The 16675-nt window shown below is 66.9% G+C and carries 18 protein-coding genes and 2 pseudogenes; 13 read left to right on the top strand and 7 right to left on the bottom strand.

The window, feature by feature from the left end; translation table 11 throughout:
* The first annotated feature begins 388 nt into the window (after positions 1 to 388).
* Entirely contained in the window at positions 389 to 1345 is a 957-nt protein-coding gene (locus ACNA7R_RS14780) for a zinc-dependent metalloprotease (RefSeq protein ID WP_416284319.1), read from the top strand.
* Positions 1346 to 1361: 16 nt separating this feature from the next.
* Here ACNA7R_RS14780 and ACNA7R_RS14785 read toward each other — a convergent pair whose 3' ends face one another.
* The 3 genes from ACNA7R_RS14785 to ACNA7R_RS14795 all read right to left on the bottom strand — a co-directional run bounded on the left by ACNA7R_RS14785 (position 1362) and on the right by ACNA7R_RS14795 (position 2619).
* A complete protein-coding gene (locus ACNA7R_RS14785) occupies positions 1362 to 1583 on the bottom strand; it encodes a hypothetical protein (protein ID WP_416284320.1) in 222 nt (73 codons plus the stop codon).
* A complete protein-coding gene (locus ACNA7R_RS14790) occupies positions 1580 to 2005 on the bottom strand; it encodes a nuclear transport factor 2 family protein (RefSeq protein ID WP_416284321.1) in 426 nt (141 codons plus the stop codon). The genes ACNA7R_RS14785 and ACNA7R_RS14790 overlap by 4 nt, the downstream gene beginning before the upstream one ends.
* Positions 2006 to 2067: 62 nt before the next feature.
* Positions 2068 to 2619: a hypothetical protein gene (locus ACNA7R_RS14795; RefSeq protein ID WP_416284322.1), complete on the bottom strand. Its 552-nt coding sequence runs from the start codon at positions 2617 to 2619 to the stop codon at positions 2068 to 2070.
* A gap of 109 nt (positions 2620 to 2728) precedes the next feature.
* Between ACNA7R_RS14795 and ACNA7R_RS14800 the strand changes: the two genes are divergently transcribed.
* The 5 genes from ACNA7R_RS14800 (at position 2729) to ACNA7R_RS14820 (ending at position 5891) form a co-directional block, all read left to right on the top strand.
* Positions 2729 to 2974, top strand: coding sequence for a hypothetical protein (locus tag ACNA7R_RS14800; RefSeq protein WP_416284323.1), 246 nt, complete (start codon positions 2729 to 2731; stop codon positions 2972 to 2974).
* A 47-nt stretch (positions 2975 to 3021) separates the two neighbouring features.
* A complete protein-coding gene (locus tag ACNA7R_RS14805) occupies positions 3022 to 3327 on the top strand; it encodes a hypothetical protein (RefSeq protein ID WP_416284324.1) in 306 nt (101 codons plus the stop codon).
* Between the two features lie 144 nt (positions 3328 to 3471).
* Positions 3472 to 4401 carry a substrate-binding domain-containing protein gene (locus ACNA7R_RS14810; RefSeq protein ID WP_416284325.1) on the top strand — a complete coding sequence of 310 codons (930 nt, stop codon included), beginning with the start codon at positions 3472 to 3474 and terminating at the stop codon, positions 4399 to 4401.
* Between the two features lie 9 nt (positions 4402 to 4410).
* Positions 4411 to 5127 carry an ABC transporter permease gene (locus ACNA7R_RS14815; protein WP_416284326.1) on the top strand — a complete coding sequence of 239 codons (717 nt, stop codon included), beginning with the start codon at positions 4411 to 4413 and terminating at the stop codon, positions 5125 to 5127.
* Positions 5127 to 5891, top strand: a complete 765-nt coding sequence (locus tag ACNA7R_RS14820; protein WP_416284327.1) for an amino acid ABC transporter ATP-binding protein — start codon at positions 5127 to 5129, stop codon at positions 5889 to 5891. The genes ACNA7R_RS14815 and ACNA7R_RS14820 overlap by 1 nt, the downstream gene beginning before the upstream one ends.
* A 114-nt stretch (positions 5892 to 6005) precedes the next feature.
* Here ACNA7R_RS14820 and ACNA7R_RS14825 read toward each other — a convergent pair whose 3' ends face one another.
* Positions 6006 to 6527, bottom strand: a complete 522-nt coding sequence (locus tag ACNA7R_RS14825; protein ID WP_416284328.1) for a hypothetical protein — start codon at positions 6525 to 6527, stop codon at positions 6006 to 6008.
* Positions 6528 to 6692: 165 nt separating this feature from the next.
* On the opposite strand from ACNA7R_RS14825, the gene ACNA7R_RS14830 reads away from it, so the two are divergent.
* The 5 genes from ACNA7R_RS14830 to ACNA7R_RS14850 all read left to right on the top strand — a co-directional run bounded on the left by ACNA7R_RS14830 (position 6693) and on the right by ACNA7R_RS14850 (position 12984).
* Positions 6693 to 9398: an AAA domain-containing protein gene (locus ACNA7R_RS14830; protein WP_416284329.1), complete on the top strand. Its 2706-nt coding sequence runs from the start codon at positions 6693 to 6695 to the stop codon at positions 9396 to 9398.
* Positions 9399 to 9481: 83 nt separating this feature from the next.
* Positions 9482 to 10222, top strand: a complete 741-nt coding sequence (locus ACNA7R_RS14835; protein ID WP_416284330.1) for a phosphatase PAP2 family protein — start codon at positions 9482 to 9484, stop codon at positions 10220 to 10222.
* 48 nt (positions 10223 to 10270) lie between these two features.
* A complete protein-coding gene (locus tag ACNA7R_RS14840; protein WP_416284331.1) occupies positions 10271 to 10498 on the top strand; it encodes a hypothetical protein in 228 nt (75 codons plus the stop codon).
* A gap of 77 nt (positions 10499 to 10575) precedes the next feature.
* Positions 10576 to 11820: a lactate racemase domain-containing protein gene (locus ACNA7R_RS14845; protein WP_416284332.1), complete on the top strand. Its 1245-nt coding sequence runs from the start codon at positions 10576 to 10578 to the stop codon at positions 11818 to 11820.
* A 30-nt stretch (positions 11821 to 11850) separates the two neighbouring features.
* Positions 11851 to 12984, top strand: a complete 1134-nt coding sequence (locus ACNA7R_RS14850; RefSeq protein ID WP_416284333.1) for an ion channel — start codon at positions 11851 to 11853, stop codon at positions 12982 to 12984.
* Here the strand turns inward: ACNA7R_RS14850 and ACNA7R_RS14855 are convergent.
* Entirely contained in the window at positions 12948 to 13955 is a 1008-nt protein-coding gene (locus tag ACNA7R_RS14855) for an AIR synthase family protein (RefSeq protein ID WP_416284334.1), read from the bottom strand. The two genes, ACNA7R_RS14850 and ACNA7R_RS14855, sit on opposite strands and share 37 nt — an antisense overlap.
* A gap of 252 nt (positions 13956 to 14207) precedes the next feature.
* Here ACNA7R_RS14855 and ACNA7R_RS14860 point away from each other — a divergent pair.
* A pseudogene (locus ACNA7R_RS14860) lies at positions 14208 to 14342 on the top strand (helix-turn-helix domain-containing protein); the annotation flags it as partial.
* Here ACNA7R_RS14860 and ACNA7R_RS14865 read toward each other — a convergent pair.
* Positions 14280 to 14564, bottom strand: a pseudogene (locus ACNA7R_RS14865) (hypothetical protein); the annotation flags it as partial. The pseudogenes ACNA7R_RS14860 and ACNA7R_RS14865 sit on opposite strands and share 63 nt — an antisense overlap.
* A gap of 60 nt (positions 14565 to 14624) precedes the next feature.
* Entirely contained in the window at positions 14625 to 16133 is a 1509-nt protein-coding gene (merA, locus tag ACNA7R_RS14870; RefSeq protein WP_416284335.1) for a mercury(II) reductase, read from the bottom strand.
* A gap of 78 nt (positions 16134 to 16211) precedes the next feature.
* Here merA and ACNA7R_RS14875 point away from each other — a divergent pair, with 78 nt between their 5' ends.
* Complete coding sequence (locus ACNA7R_RS14875) at positions 16212 to 16556, top strand: winged helix-turn-helix transcriptional regulator (protein WP_220620371.1); 345 nt, start codon at positions 16212 to 16214, stop codon at positions 16554 to 16556.
* Positions 16557 to 16675 lie beyond the last annotated feature (119 nt).

Raw genomic sequence — 16675 nt, forward strand, 5'->3', positions numbered from 1 at the left:
CAGAACGCCCGAGAACGGCAGGGGCTTTCGCGGTAATACCGACAGAAGCAGACTCTGCTCGCACGAACACAGGGGATTGCCACGCCCTCCCCAACCGATTCGCTCACTCGCTGCGCTGTCGCTCGCTCATCCACTGTCAGAGCACGCTCTGACAAGCCTTCGTTCACGCTGTTCACGAAGACCTCGCGCAGTATCGTCGACCGCCCTCACTGGCGTTCGGACGGTCGACAGCGCACGCCACCGCAACGAGGGGATGTCGATCTCTGGTGATGTAGTTCACCTATACGTGACGCGAGTTTCGGACGGGAGCCCGAATACCGAAACCGTGCTCTCGAACCGCGAGTGGGCGAGCCGAACCCTTTTGCGTTCGCTGCCCGTAGCTCACCCCGTGAATCTCTATCGTAGTGCCCGCGCGGTCGCCGGCGCCTCCGGCGACAGCGTGATCGACTGGCAGTCGGCCGCCGAGGGTGCCAAGGCGGCGACCGACCCCGGATCGCTCGACCTCGAGCCCGGCGAGCGGGAGGCCTACGCCCGCGACGTCCGCGAGGCTCGAGCGGCCGTCCGCGCGGTCTCGGGCGCGGAGTTCGACGTCCCCGACACCGTCGAGATCCAGAACCGCCACCACTGGATCGACGCCAACGTCGAGACGTTCGAGCGGGTCATGGGCGCCCTCGAGACCCCTGCGAGCGCCTTCCCGGGCGCTGCCCGGACGATCAACACCGGAACGATGACCGTGTTGCTGGCGTTTCTGGGGCGGAACGTGCTCGGCCAGTACGACCCGCTGTTGCTCGCGGACACCCCCTCGGAGGACCACGCGCTGTACTTCGTCCGGCCGAACATCCACAAGGCCGCCGACGCCCTCGAGGTCGACGTCGATCGGTTCCGCCGCTGGATCGCCTTCCACGAGGTGACCCACGCCGCCGAGTTCGGCGCGGCGCCGTGGCTCTCGGAGCACCTCGAGGAGCGGATGCGGGACGGGATCGCCGACCTCTCGACGGGGTCGTTCAACAAGGCGGCGTTCAAGGACCTCGACGCGGCGATGACCGTCGTCGAGGGGTACGCCGAGCTGTTGATGGACCACGCCTTCGACGACGAGTACGAGGACCTCCGGCGCAAACTCGACGAGCGACGGCAGGGTCGGAGTCCCCTGCAGCGGCTGTTCCGGCGCCTGCTCGGGCTCGGCCTGAAGGAACGCCAGTACCAGCGCGGAAAGAACTTCTTCGAGCACGTCGTCGCGGTGCGGGACGTCGAGACCGCGAGCCGGGTCTGGGACCGGCCCGAGAACCTCCCGACTCAGGACGAACTCGACTCGCCGGGGCTGTGGATCCAGCGGATGGGGCGCTGACGACGCCGCCGAGTTCCTACGCCAGAATCCAGTGGAGATACCAGAGCAGCCCGCTCCCGGCGACCAGCCCCACGCCGATCGCCGTTCCGATCCCCATAAGCGACGCCTCGCCGTGAACCGCGATCAGTCCACACGAGAGTCCGACGAGCAGGACGAACGCGATCCCCACTCGAGTCGACGGACTCGTCAGTGCACCCGTCGAGGGTGATCGACGGTCGGGACCCCGCCTCCGACTCATAACTCGTCGGCCGTGCTGACGTGCATCGTCCGGAACAGCCACGGGGGAGAATCGTCGCCCGCGTCGGCGGCCTTCGATCCCGACTCGACGACCTCGGGACGAACCAGCGTTCCGCTCCAGCGAGTATCGAACCGACGATCCGTCCCGGCTTCGGTGTCGGTCCAGGCCATCGTCACCTCGTCGGCGAACGTGGCGTACGCTCCGTCCTCGTTGATCGAGAGTCCGTGGCTCTCGACGGTCCAGTCGGTGGTCGTCTCGGTCTGGTTCTCGAGGGCGTCGGCGACAGCGTCGTACCCGAAGGCTGCCTCGCTGATCCCGAACTTCGTCGTCGAGGTGTCCTCGAGGAAGTACGGCGGCAGGGGCGTACCCCGTCGGAGGGCCTCGTAGTACTCGCGGACGACGGCCGCGGCTTTGTCGCTCATACCGTACGCTGTCGGAGTCGGTCGTCAAAGGCTCACCGGACGCAGTCGCAGGCGCCGCAACCTTACATGAAGCCCCGATCGACCTCGTCGGTCTCGATGAGGTCGTCGAGTTCGGCGTTCAGCAGGTCGTCGGCCTCCTCGAACCGGTCCGCGAGATCCTCGAGTTCGTCGGGCCGGTCGTACTGGTCGTACGCCATCGGGCCGAACGCGGGGCTCTCGAGGGCCTCCATCACGTCGTCGAACAGGTCCTGGGGCCGGGTCGGCGCGTCGGAGTGAGTCTCGAGCACCGTCTCGAGCCGTTTCGAGACGGTCTCGGCGTGGTCCTCGTCTTCGGGCGGGGACTGGACCGCGAAGCGTCCGCCCGACTCACGCTCCGGCATGAACGAGCCGATCTCGTCGTCGAGGCTTCGGGCCACCTTCGTCCCGACGCCCCGGACCTCGAAGGGGTTTTTCGCGTACGTCTTGAGGAAGAAGACGCCCGCCCGGGGGTGTGCGAGGTACATGTCCTCGCCGACGCCGCCCGCACGGTCGCCGGCGACGGCCCGCCAGTCCTCGGGGTCGACGCCCCGCTCGGTGACGTCCTCGAGCACGTCCTGCCACTCGCGAATCCGCATACAGCAGGCTTGTCGCGCGGACAGAATGAACGTATCGGTTGCGTCGAACGCGACGAACCGAAAAGCATACCCTCGCGCTCCCGACAGGAAACGCAACCGCAGCCCAGTTATGGCCTCCAGTCGACGCCCACCGATCCGCGAGCTGTTCCGCACCGAACCGGCGACGAGCGCCCTGCTCTCGGTCGGACCGCTGGCTCTCGCGGTCGGCCAGCTCGCGAACGGCTACCTCAACGGTCTCCCGCCCGCCGTCACGCTCTCCTTCGCCGTCGTCATGGTCGCGTTCGCGGTCGTCGCGACCGACCACCACGCCGCCCGCTACCGCCGACGGCGGCTCGAGGCCGACCTCGAGCGCTGAGGCCGACCGGTACCTATTCCCCTCGAGCGACGGGACCTCCCCGCTACATGATCGGGACGGGTCCGACTCGAGAGATCGTCGACTGGGAGCGGACGACCGACGACGGGACGACGGTGTACGTCATCGAGTACGACGAACCCGTCCCCGAGCCATCCCTTCGATCCGGGACCCTGTTCGGCGCCAGCAGCGGCGGGACGGTTCCGGAAGCCGACCGCCGGATCACCCTGCCGGACGGGGAACAACTCCCCGCCGACGAGGTCGTCTTCGAGGCGGACGGGACCGTCCTCGAGGTCCGACACGAGGGGCCGTCGCTGCTTCGCCGAATTCGGCGCGCGCTGTTTCCCTGGTGGTAGGACCCGCCCTCGAGGTGTGCACCTCGCTTGTCACCCGCATCGATAACCACAAACGGTTACGAACGGGCGTGTTTCTCGGGTAGAGAGGTGTCGCGTAAACCAACCTTCGAAATCCATTTATACTGGGCGTTCGACGAAGTATCCATGTCGATACATCGGCGCGAGATACTCGCCGGGGTTGGCGGGAGTGCGACGATCGGCCTCGCCGGCTGCATCAGTAGCGACGATGGCGATGACGACGACGGGCCAGAGATCAGCGGCGAGACGATCACGCTTACCACGACGACGAGCACGTACGATACGGGCCTCCTCGACGAACTCAACGCTCCGTTCGAGGATCGGTACGGCGTCACCGTCGACACCGTTTCGCAGGGGACGGGCGCCGCCCTCGAGACCGGTCGTGGCGGCGACTCGGACGTCGTCATGGTTCACGCCCGCTCGCTCGAGGACGAGTTCATGGAGGAGGGGTACGGGGTGAACCGCCGCGATCTGATGTTCAACGACTTCGTCGTCATCGGAACCGCCGACGATCCGGCCGGGATCGGCGGTGGAGACGACGTCGAGGCGGCGTTCGCCACGATCGCCGAAGAAGAGGCGGCCTTCGTCTCACGGGGTGACGAGTCCGGAACCCACACGAAGGAACTCGAGATCTGGGAGGCCGCCGGCGTCGACGAGTTCGGGGAGTGGTACCAGGAGGCCGGTCAGGGAATGGGCGAAGTGATCACGCAGGTCGACCAGACCGGCGACTACACGCTCGCCGATCGCGGGACCTTCCTCTCGATGCAGTCGGAGATCGACCTCGAGATCCACGTCGAGGGACCGATCGAAGGCGGCCCCGAGCTGCTGGCGAACCCGTACGGGATCGTCGCGGTCAACCCCGGAGTACACGACAACGTCGAGTACGATCTGGCGATGGCCTACATCGGCTACCTGACGAGCCCCGAAGGACAGGAAATCATCGAGAACTACACCGTCGAGGACGAGCAGCTGTTCTTCCCGGAAGCGATCTCGGAGGACCCGAACTTCCAGCAGTACGTCCCCGAAGACTGGGATCCCTCGGAGACCGACGACTGATCCAAACCGATGCCACTCGAGTTAGCGACACTCTCTCCGCTGTTTGCCGAGTTTCCCTTCGAGTGGAACTACATTCGAAGCATCATCCGCGTCTCGCTGTACGTAAGTCTCGTGGCAGTCACGCTGAGTACGCTATTTAGCCTCCCGGTCGCACTCCTCGTGGGCTTCAAGGAGTTCCGCGGAAAGGCGCTGCTCACCTCGATCATCAACACCGGGATGGGGTTTCCAAGCGTCGTCGTCGGACTTGTCGTGCTGTTTGCGGTCTCGAATCAGGGACCGCTCGGATCGTTCGACCTCGTGTTCACCCCCGAGGCGATGATCATGTCGCAGTTCGTCCTCGCGACGCCGGTGATTACGGGCGTGAGCCTCGCGGCGGTCAGCAGTGTCGAACAGAACGTCCGCGACGCGGCGTACGCGATGGGCGGGACGCGATTCGACGTCGCCCTCGTCACGATCAAGGAGGCCCGCTACGGGATCGCGACGGCGCTGCTCGCCGGCTTCGGTCGGGCGATCAGCGAGGTTGGCTCCGTCCTCATCGTCGGCGGGAACATCGCCGGCGCGGACGGCGAATCGTACACGCGAACGCTCACGACCGCGATCCAGCTCGAGGCCCGACAGGGCCGGTTCGAGACCGCGATGATCCTCGGAGCGATCCTCGTCGTGCTCGTGCTCCTCGTCAACGCGATCGTGGTTCGACTGGGTAGCGGTAACGGAGGCCATCGATAATGCTCGACGCACGAAACGTCCACCACGGCTACGGTACCGAGACCGTTTTCGAAGATGTCTCGCTGTCGGTAACGCCGGGCGAAGTCGTCGCGCTCATCGGCCCGTCCGGCGTCGGGAAGTCCACGCTCCTTCGGCTGCTCGCGCTGTTCGACTCCCCCGATCGGGGAACGATCGAGTACGGCGAGACCGACGTGTGGGGGGTTTCGGAACAGCAGCGACTCGAGTTCCGACGCCGGATCGGCATGGTCTTTCAGGAGGCGAGCCTGTTCGACGCGAGCGTCCGTCGAAACGCCGAGTATGGACTGCGCGTCCGTCAACCCTGGACGGATCGGCTCCGTCACGAGTTCGCCAGTCTGGTCGGACGGAGGAACGGCACCGGCGCCGAGATCGAAGCGCTCGAAACGGTCGGGTTGCGCGAGAAGGTCGATCAGGACGCCTCGTCGCTCTCAGGCGGCGAAGCCCAGCGCGTCGCGTTCGCTCGCGCACTCGCGTACGACCCGGAGATCCTCCTGCTCGACGAACCGACGTCCGACCTCGATCCGCGAAACACCGCGCTCATCGAGGACGCCGTTCTCGAGGCCCGCGACCGAGATATCGGCGTCGTCGTCGCGACACACGACATGCATCAAGCCGAGCGCATCGCGGATCGGGTCGCGGTGCTTCTCGGGAACGATATCATCGAGATCGGACGTACCGAGAACGTCTTCGACGATCCAGCCGACGAACGGACCCGGAAGTTCATCGACGGCGAGCTGATTTACTAACACCGATTCGAAACGTGTCGGACCGAACGACCAGTGAGACTCCCGACGGACTCGATCGGTCGTGTATGCGACTTCGACGTTTCCGCGTCGAGTTCGAGGACGCCGTTGGTGAACTTAGGGCGCCCCGGCGTCGGGTTCGGTCGCGACCGTGCGCGCCTCGCGGGCCTCGTAGGCGTTGTAGCCCGCCAGTCCGGCGATGAGCAGTCCGGAGGCGAGCGTGCTCCAGAAGCCGCTGGTCATCCCGAACAGGGCCGGCGCGACGATCAGCCAGATTCCCAGAATCGCGACCAGCGAGCCGACGCCGACGGAAAGCGGGAGATCGTTGACCAGCCGGTAGTAGTTGTACGCACCCGCGACGAAGACGGCGCCGCCGACGAGAACGTTGTTCCAGAGGCCGGCCGCGCCGACGTCGTAGATGAGCACCGAGAGCGCGACCCAGGCGCCGATGGCGGCAACGATCGCGCTGATAAACGGCGTGTGGCGCCGTCGTTCCTCGTCGGCGATCTGGGTGGAGTCGTCCCGCGGGTCGCGCCCGCGGTCGTCCCGGTCGCCCGCGCCGGTTCCCGAATCGGTCTCGGTCGGCGTGTGGTTTTCGGGGGCGTCGCCGCGAGGGTCGTCACTGTTGGAGTGGTTCATGGCGGTCGGCGGTTCGCCACGAGGATGCAAAAGAACCGCGACCGTTACGCTGCGCGAACGGGCCGTTCCCGAGGTAATCCGATGTTACGGCCGAAAGGGAACCGACGATCGGCTCGGGGACCGCGACCGATAGCGTTTTTGACGCCTCACGCGTGACGACAAGGCGTGGACGTACGCGGAACCGTCGCGGACGAGGTCGAGGTTCGCTCGGTATCGACCAGCTACGGCGAGAGCGATCTCGCCGAGGTCCGGCTGGTGACCGACGACGGCCCGACTGGCGGGGACGACCGCCCGATCGAGGCGTACGAGCCGACGACGGTAACGCTGTGGAACAAGTGGACCGAGTCGGCCGAGCTGCTCGAGCCCGGGATGGAACTGCTCGTTACCGACGCGGAAACCGACGAGTACCAGGGGGAAACGCGGTATAAAACAACGGGCGACTCGTACGTCGTCGTCGAGCCGAGCTTTCTGGTGAACGTGACGTCGATCCGGAACTGGACCGAGTGTCCTCGGCTGTACTACCTGAACAAATTGTCGGGCGTGCCGCTGAACTACCCCGTCGTGAAGGGGACGCTGGTCCACGAGGTGTTCGGCGACCTCCTTCGCGGTCGGAAGCTCGAGGAGTCGATCGACGCCCGCGTCGAGGAGCGGGGCCTTCAGCTGGGCCTGCTCGGCGAGGACCCGGCGTCGGTCGCCGAGGACGTCAGACAGAACGCATCGGCGATCGAGGGCTGGCTCGAGCAGGGCCGTCTGACGGAGGAAGACTCCTGGCGCTCCGAACAGCTGCTGATCAGCGAGACGTTCGGCATCCGCGGGCGCGCGGACGCGATCCGACGGGGTGCACCCGTCGAGCTCAAGACGGGGAAGAACTTAAAAAAGGAGCCCCGGTTCAAAGACAAGGTCCAGGCCGCCTGCTACGCCCTGCTGCTCGAGGAACACGGCGGCGACGTCGACATCGGGACGCTGCTGTATACGAAGAACTCGGCGCTGGACCGCAACGAGGAGACCGGCGACCTCACGCCCGCCAAGGAGTTCTCGATGGGCGAGGGGCTCCTGAAGTACGTCGTCCGGCTGCGAAACGAGATCGCCGCAGCCGAGGTCGCGGGCGACGTACCGACGGGCTACGAGGGCAACGCCAAGTGCGAGTACTGCTTCGAGCAGGACACCTGCATGGTCGTCTCGGGTCGGCTCGACCAGGAGTCGAAAGCGGGCCAGATCGGCCAGCCGTTGCCGGCTGAGGAGCGCGAGTTCTTCGAGCGCTTCTCCCGCGCGATCGAGGAGGAACGACGGGAGGTCCACCGCGAGTACGCCAAACTGTGGGAGCAAGACGCCCAGGAGCGGGCCGACGACGACCGTGCGCTGATCGACCTCGAGTTCGCGGAGAAGCGCCCGCTCGAGGAGGGCCGCTGGGAACTGCGGGCCCGTCGAACGGGCGGGGCGAGCTCGAAGCTCCGGGAGGGCGATCTGGTGCTCGCGAGCGACGGCCACCCGGTTCGGGGCCAGTCGGAACTCGCGCGGATCGAGCGACTGAACGAGGACGGGGTCGTCCTGACGGCCGACGAACCCGTCGAGGTCACTCGGCTGGACGTCTACCCCTCGGAGCTGACGACCGACCGACTGCTCGTCGCGCTCCACGACACGCTTCTGAAAGGCAGCGAGCGACGGAAGGACGTGTTGTTCGACCGTGCCGAGCCCGAATTTACCGAGCCCGAGGAGACGTTCATCGACAACAACACAGCCCAGAACGAGGCCGTCCGCAAGGCCGTCGGCGCCCGGGACTGCGCACTGATCCACGGACCGCCCGGAACGGGCAAGACCTACACCATCGCCCGGACCATCCGCGCGATGGTCGAGCGCGGCGAGCGCGTGCTGCTGTCGGCGTTTACGAACCGGGCAGTCGACAACGCCCTCGAGGCCTTGCTCGAGCAGCTCGAAGGCGTGATCGAGGAGGATCGGATCGTCCGCGTCGGCTCCGAGAGCGGCGTCCGCCAGGACATGGAGCCGTACCGCCTCGAGCGGGCAGGCGACCCTGAGGAGCGACTCGCCGACCTCGAGAACGCGCAGGTCGTCGCCGCGACGACGGCGACCTGTGGCTCCCGGATCATGAAAGAACAGTCGTTCGACGCCGCGCTGGTCGACGAGGCCGCCCAGCTCACCGAGCCGGGCACCTTCGCGGCGATCAACCTCGCCGAGCGGTTCGTCCTGGTGGGCGACCACGAGCAGCTGCCGCCCGTCGTGCGAGCCGAAAACGAGCTCACCGAGTCGCTGTTCGAACGGCTCGTCGAACTCCACCCGGACGCGGGCGTGATGCTCGACCGCCAGTACCGGATGAACCAGCGCATCCAGGCCTTCGCCTCCCGTGAGTTCTACGACGGGAAGCTACGGCCCGCCGAACCCGAGGTCGCCGCCCGGACGCTCGACGACCTCGCGGGCGTCTCCCGCGACGACCTCCCGGCCGAGCTACGGGATCCCGTCGCGTTCGTCGACGTCGAGGGCGACGGCGGCCGGTACACCGACAGCGCGGAGGCGGCCCGGATCGCCGACCTGATCGAGACCTACGAGGCTGCGGGCGTCGACCGAGCCGACATCGGCGTTATCGCCCCCTTCCGCGCCCAGGTCTCGGAGATCTCGAGCCACGTCCCCGAGGGCGTCGCCGTCGACACGGTCGACCGCTTCCAGGGCTCGAGCAAGGAGGTCATAATCGTCTCCTTCACGGCGACGGGAACGCTTGAGGGGCCGATCTTCGAGGACTACCGGCGGATCAACGTCGCGCTCACCCGGCCGAAGCGCGCGCTCGTGCTCGTCGGCGACTCGGGGGCGCTGTCGTCCGACCCGGTGTACGGGCGGATGCTCGAGTGGGCGCGGCGGTAACCCACACGCCGGACCGGCGCCTTCCGTTCGAGTCAGTTACGACAGGAACGTTTACTATCGGGAGTCGACGAACGTAGCCACGAATGCGATTCGAGACCGAAAGCGCGGTGATCCGCGAGGCGTTCCCGACAGCGTACGCGGAGCTTGCGATCGTGATCACCGAACTCGGCGGGCAGAGCGTACTCATGCTGGTGCTCGCGACGCTGTTCTGGGTCTCGAATCGCCGACGAAGCGCGCTCGTGATCGCCTACGCGTTCGCGGGTTTTTCGCTGTTGCTCGCGCTCAAGGCCGCCCTCGGGGTAGCGCGTCCACCCGAAGAGCTGTTCTTGAAACCGCTCGCGTCCGACGAGTACGGCTTCCCGAGCGGTCACGCCTTCGCTGCTACCGTCGTCTACGGCGGTCTCGTCTCGGCGTACGACCGCGTCGGCGACCCGGCGACCGTCGCCGGAGCCGTGGCGCTGATTCTGTCGATCTCGCTGTCGCGGGTCGTCCTCGGCGTCCACTACCTCGGCGACGTTCTGGTCGGGGTCGTCCTCGGCGTCGCCTTCCTGATCGCGATGAACCGCCTGACCCGGGGTTCGCCCCGGCGCGCTTTCGCGGTCGCCGTCGCTCTCTCCGTCCCGGCGCTGGCGATCGTCGGGCCGTCGCCCGAGGCGATGCTCGGTTTCGGCGGCTCGGTCGGTGGACTGGCCGTTTCGAACCGAATCGACCGACTTCCGGCGCGTCGGTCGCGGCTCGAAGGAGTCGTCCTCGTCGTCGGCATCATCCTCACACCTGCCGCCGTCGGTCGTCTCGAGACTGACACACTCGGCGGCGCCCGGTAGTCGGACGACAATCTGTACCGTTATATGCCGCCGCTCGCAAGGTCGGCTATGGAAGAGGGCGTTCCGGTACACGGCACCGACATACTGGTCCTCGTCGTCGTCTCGATAGTCGGCGGATTCCTGCTCGCGGCCTGGACCCTGCCGCCCGCGCTCGCGTTCGACTTCGCGGTCTCGGTGCTGGCGGGAACGGTCCTGATGGCGTTCCTGCTCTTTATCCCGGTGATGGGCGTGCGCCTGTTCATCGACGACTACCGGGACGACGGGCCGTCGGGGTAGCCGCGACCGTCGCTCGCGGCCGGTCGACGAGGTATCGGACCGGTGCGATTTTTGTCGGTACCGATCGAATGTGACTCGTGAACGTTCCACTCGGGTACGGATCGATCGACGTCACGCTCCCCGACTGCGACGTGACGGTCGCCGAACCGCCGGGCGGCGAGATCGTCGACGTCCGGGCGGCCGCCCAGCGAGCGCTCGAGGAACCGCTGGGTCCCCCGCTCTCCGAGCGGATCGACGCGAGCGACGACGTCGCGATCGTCGTCACCGACCTGACGCGCGAGGCGCCCGACGACGTCCTGCTCGACGTCCTGCTCGAGCGCCTCGCCGACCTCGGCGTCGCCCGCGAGCGGGTGACCGTCGTCGTCGGTCTCGGCCTCCACCGGCCGATGACCGACCCGGAACTCGAGGCGATGCTCGGTCCCCACGCCGACCTGGCGGTGAACCACGATCCGGAGTCGGTCGTCGAGGTCGGCAGGGTCGATGGCGTCCCCGTCGAGATCGGACTCCCGGTCGCGAACGCCGACGCGGTCCTCTCGACGGGCGTCGTCGAACCCCACCAGTACGCCGGCTTCAGCGGCGGTGCGAAGACCGTCGTCGTCGGCACGGGCGGCGAGTCGCTGATCCGCTACACCCACGGCCCCGAGACGCTCGCCCGCGAGGGCGTTCGTCTCGGACGAGTCGAGGGGAACCCGTTTCGCGAACTGCTCGACGAGGCGGGCGATCTCGTCGGGATCGACTTCTCGCTCAACCTCACCCGCGGACCGACCGGAGTCCTCGGCGTCCGGGCCGGCGACGGCAGGCGGATCGTCCGGGAGCTGGCGGCAGTGGCTCGAGACGCCCTCTCGGTCCCGATCGAGCGCGAGTACGACGCCGTCGTCTGCGGTGTCGGCGCGCCGAAGGACGCGAACCTCTATCAGGCGACCCGCGGGGCGACCTACGTCGCCCTCGGGGACCGAAACCCGCTGCGGGAGGGCGGCAAACTGGTCGTTCCCGCGGCGCTGCCGGAGGGCGCGGGCGAGGGGACCGGCGAACGACGGTTCTACCGCCAACTGCGCGACGCCGACGACGCCGAGTCGCTGTACGACGATCTCCGGGAGGGGTACGAACCCGGCGCACAGCGGGCGTTCGTCGTCGCGCGGGTTCTCCGCGAGCACGACCTCGTCGTGACGAACTCGCGGGCGCCGAGGGTCGTCGAGGAGTGTCTACCGTGCGCCGAGGACGACGTCCGGGACGCGATCGAACCGGGAAGCGACGTCCTCGTCGTTCCCGACGCCCTGAACACGCTGCTGGTCGCGCCGTCTCGAGCCGATTTTGAGATCTAGCTTTACCACGCTCGAGGTGGTGCGAGCGGTATGCTCGCCCCTCGTCGCTACCGTCCGACCGGTCGCCTCGCCGTCCGAGTCGTCGTCGCGGTCGCGCTCGCCTCCATCGCGACCGGCATCGCCGCGATCCTCACGGATCCGGCGCTCGAGGCGGCGGGACCGCTCGCCGACATCCAGGCGGTCGCCGAGTTCAGCGGTACGGTCGTCGGCTTCGCGCTGCTCGTCGCCGCGTGGGGAATGCGGCGCGGATACCACATCGCGTACGCCGCCGCGGCGGTGCTCGTCCTGCTCGCAGCCGTCCACGGCCTGGCCCAGTTTCGTCCCCTCTCGGTCCCGCTGATCGTGCTCTCGATCGGCGGGCTCGTCGTGCTGTCGCTGACCAGCGCCCGGTTTACGCGCTCGAGTCGGCTCGACCTCTCGTCGACCCAGTTCGGGTCGTTCGTCGCTATCGTCGGCGTCTTCTGTTACGGCGTCGCGGGCGCGTACACGCTCCGCAGCGGGTTCGACGAGCTCGAGACCGTCGTCGACGCCGTCTACTTCACGCTCGTCACCGCGAGCACGGTCGGCTACGGCGACGTCCATCCGACGACGGAAGCGGCGCGGCTGTTCGCCCTCTCGCTCGTCGTTCTCGGACCGACGACGGTCGCCGTCGCCGTCGGCAGCCTGTTCGGCCCTGCGATCGAGACGCGACTCGCCAGGACCGGTCGTCGCGTGACGAACCACCGCTCCGACGGGACGGACCGCGTCGTCGTTCTCGGAGTCGACGACCTCACCGCGGCCGTCGCCGAACGGCTCGCCGTCCGCACCGCCGTAACGATCGCGGCGAGCGACGAGACGCGGCTGCGAGAACTACCGGACGCGGTCGACGGGGTCGTCGGCGAGCCGACCGACGACGAGACGCTCGAGCGAGTCGACCTCGAGACCTGCGACGCGGTGGTGGTCGCCGCGGACGAGTGTTCGGCGCTCGCGGACGTCGCACGGGCCGCGACGGGCGCTCGCGTAATCGCGGTCGCGAACGGATCGACGGCCCGGGAACTCGAGGGACGGGTCGACGTCGTGATCGATCCGCTGGCGGTCGCGGTCGACGCGACCACGACTGCAACGCTCGGCGCGTCGGAAAACGCGGCTCAGTCGTCGGCGTCGGCGGCCTCCCACAGCGGGTAGAGATCGTCCTCGATCGGCTCGGTGATCGTCTCGGAGCCGAGCTCGAGGGCGAACTTGTCGTCGTCGTCGCTCCGTCCCGCCTCCTCGACCGTTCCGATCGCCGCGGCTTCGAGCCCGGGCGACTCGAGTTCCGCGAGGCAGTCGTCGAGCGCGTTGTCGGGAACGGTCGCGACCAGGGCGCCGGAGCCGAAGATCCGGAGGGGGTCGACGTCCGCCGCCGTACACAGGGTCTCGGTTTCCGGACGGACCGGCACCGCGTCGCGATCGACCGCGAGCCGGACTCCCGAGGCGCGGGCGAGTTCGAGCAGGCCGGCCGCGACACCGCCCTCCGTGGGGTCGTGCATCGCGGTCGCGTACTCCCGCAGCACGCGCCCGTCGGGGACGACGCTGATCTCCTCGAGGAAGTCGGCCGCGCGCTCGCGGACGTCGGCGGCGACGCCCAGCTCGTCGCCGAAGTCGGCCGCGAGGATAGCCGTCCCCTCGATCCCCGCGGCCTTCGTGATGACGACGCGGTCGCCGGGATCGGCACCCCCGGTCGGGACGAAGGCGTTCGTCGACCCCATCGCGGTCAGCGAGACCAGCGGGCGCTCGAGCTGGTCGACGTACTCCGAGTGGCCGCCGACGATCGAGGCGCCGACCTCGCGGGCCGCGCCGTCGACGTCGGCCGTGATCTCCTCGAGGGGCGATTCCTCGTCGGGGAGCAGGATGACCGTCGTGAGCCAGCGCGGGTCGGCACCGGAGGCCGCGACGTCGTTGCAGGCGACGTGGACGCCCAGCCGGCCGACCTGTGAGGCCGCAAGCGAGATCGGATCGGAGCTGACGACGAGGGTACCCTCGCCCTCGGGCCAGGCGATCGCCGCGGCGTCCTCGCCGTCGGCGGGCCCCTGGATCACCGACTCGTCGTCGCTGGCGGTCCCCGTTCGACCGAACACGTGCTCGAGCAGTTCCGCCGGCGGTACCTTTCCGGGCATACCACGAACTGGGCGGATCGGCGGTTTGTAGCTGTCGACCGCGGTCGCCCCGTCTCGAGGCCGACGGTTCCCGGGGACTTTCGACGAACGTACCAGAGCGGACTGTGAGCGGGAGCCGTTGGAGTCGGACGATGAACCAGCGAACGATCCTTCTGACCGTCGCGTTCGGACTCGCCGGCTTCTCGGCTGCGGTCCACATCGTCCTCGGGATCGGCGGCGTCCTCGAGTACGTCACCGACGGCGCTCGTCTAGGAGCTTCTCGAAGATACCTACGGCGTCGAATATTCCTATCCGAGTTGCCGGCGGCTGTTGAAAGAAGCTGGGCTAAGCTATCAAAAACCTCGCCGCACAGCCGCCGAAGCCGAGAAATCCGACCAAGAAGTGTTCCATTTTCTGTTCTGTAATCGGGATATCTTTTGGACAGACGACAGTACGCGAAAACCGCGTCTGACACCGCCAGACACCGTGTAACTGTGACAGGACGTCCAATCGTCGCTGGCAGGCATCTTCTCCCTCCCGTTCGTCCATATAAAACCGATACCCCTTCACGATCGGTGCCGGTCCGATATAGTGTTCGTCACCCTGGACTATATTGCAGGAGGACATACACCACATAGGGATCACTGTCTTGGACTTCGGTCATAATTCGGATAATGTTGGTGGAGGGGTCTATTCGACACAACAGCTCATCGTCGACGTATCCCGTCGGAACGCCTGACAGGCGTGTTTGAACGCCTCGGAGAATGTCGGGAACGGATGGACGGTGTCGATGATGTCGTCGACGGTGAGGCCGAACTTCACCGCCAGCGTCGCCTCCATGATCATGTCGGCGGCACGGGGGCCGACCATGTGGACGCCGACGATCTCGTCGGTCTCGTGGTGTTTGACGACCTGGACCAGCCCGTCCGTGTTCTTGACGGCCTTCGCCCGCGGGACGTCCTCCATCTGGACGGTCCGGCAGGAACAGGCACCGTGCTCGTCCATATATTCGAGTTCGGTCGTCCCGACGGCTGCGACCTCGGGACTGGTGAAGACGACTGCGGGGACTGCGTCGTAGTTGATGCTGACGCCCTCGTCGTCTTCTCGCGGGCTGCGCTCGCTCGAACGGCCCGCGGAGCTATGCTCCGCGCTGCCGAAAGCGTTCTTGATGGCGTGGTTACCCTCCTTAGCGGCGACCGTCTCCAGTTCGGGCTCCCCGATCACATCGCCCGCCGCGTAGATGTCGGGATTGGTCGTCTGGAAGTGCTCGTCGACGTGGACTGTCCCGTCGTCGTTCATTTCGACACCCACCGTTTCGAGGCCGATGCCCTCGCTGTTTGGCTGGACGCCGGTTGCGACGAACAGCGCATCCCCGGCGACTGTCCGCTCGGTGCCGTCGACGACTGTCTCGACGGCGACGCCCGACTGGACTGCTTCGGCCCCACCGTCGGCTGCTAGCATCCGGACGCGCTGGAAGTCGTTGCCAGTAATTACCTCGATGCCTTCCTCCTCGAACGCGCGCTGCATCTCACGCCCGATCTGGCCTTCCATCCCGGAGAGGACACGCTCGGAGCGCTGGAGGATGGTCATGTCGACGCCGACGCGGTGGAGGACCTGGCCCCACTCGAGCGCGATGTAGCCACCCCCGATCATCACGATGCTCTCCGGGAGGTCGCGCTCTTCGAGGATGGTCTCGCTCGTGTAGTAGTCGACGTCGTCGAGACCGTCAATGGGCGGCGCCCACGGTGAACTTCCGGTCGCGACGAGCGCCTTCTCCCCAGTGATGCGTGCGCGCTCGTCGGCGCCGTCGACGACCTCGATGGTCGTGTCGTCGGTTAGCTGGCCGTAGCCCTCGTAGATGTCGGTCTCGAAGTGCTCGGCGACATCGACGTAGTTCTCCTGGCGGAATCCCTCGACGAGGTCGTCGGTGCCGTCGAGAGCGTCGACCCAGTCGACGGTCGGCTCCTCAGGATATTTAACGGCGCCAAAGGGGTTCTCCGACGCCGAAGCACCGTTCTCGGCGACCGCGAGCAGATGCTTGCTCGGGACACAGCCGACGTTCACGCAGGTCCCGCCGATCGGCAGGCCCGTGTTCACTATCGCCGTCGAGAGATCTCGGCGGCTCGCTTCGGTGATCGCAGCGAAGGCAGCGGCCCCGCCGCCGAGAATCACGAGATCATAGTCAGACGTGCTGGTCATTCGTGGCTATACTTTGTGGCGGGAAGTTCTTATACTTCGGAGTCCAAAGCTATGGAGTGAGTTCGAGGCTACAAAGCTATGGCAGATACCACCGCAGACGCGCCTGTGTGCGATATTGACGGAACGTGCTACTGTCCGCTCACGGGTGTTATCGACACGCTGAGCCGGAAATACGCGATGCAACTCGTCAGCATCATCGGGGCGCACGATTCACTTCGGTTCGCGGAGATTGAGGAGCATCTTCCGACAGCGAGCACCTCGACCATCTCCAAACGGCTCGATGAATTCGAGGAGGCCGGGCTGATCTCTCGGACCCAGTACAACGAGATTCCACCCCGGGTGGAGTACTCGCTGACCGATGATGGAGATGAGGTGCGAACCCGTCTCGAACCACTGTTGGAGTGGGCTTCGGCGGCAGAGTGACTCCCGTCGAGTAGCCGGTTGTGTAATGCTATTGCATATCCGGTGACATCCTCCTCGCCGTAAACGGCGAGGCTTCCCGTACCGCAGTTGGGATATTTGCCGGTCTACGACACAACCTG

The organism is Natronococcus sp. (assembly GCF_047921035.1).
Taxonomy (GTDB): domain Archaea; phylum Halobacteriota; class Halobacteria; order Halobacteriales; family Natrialbaceae; genus Natronococcus.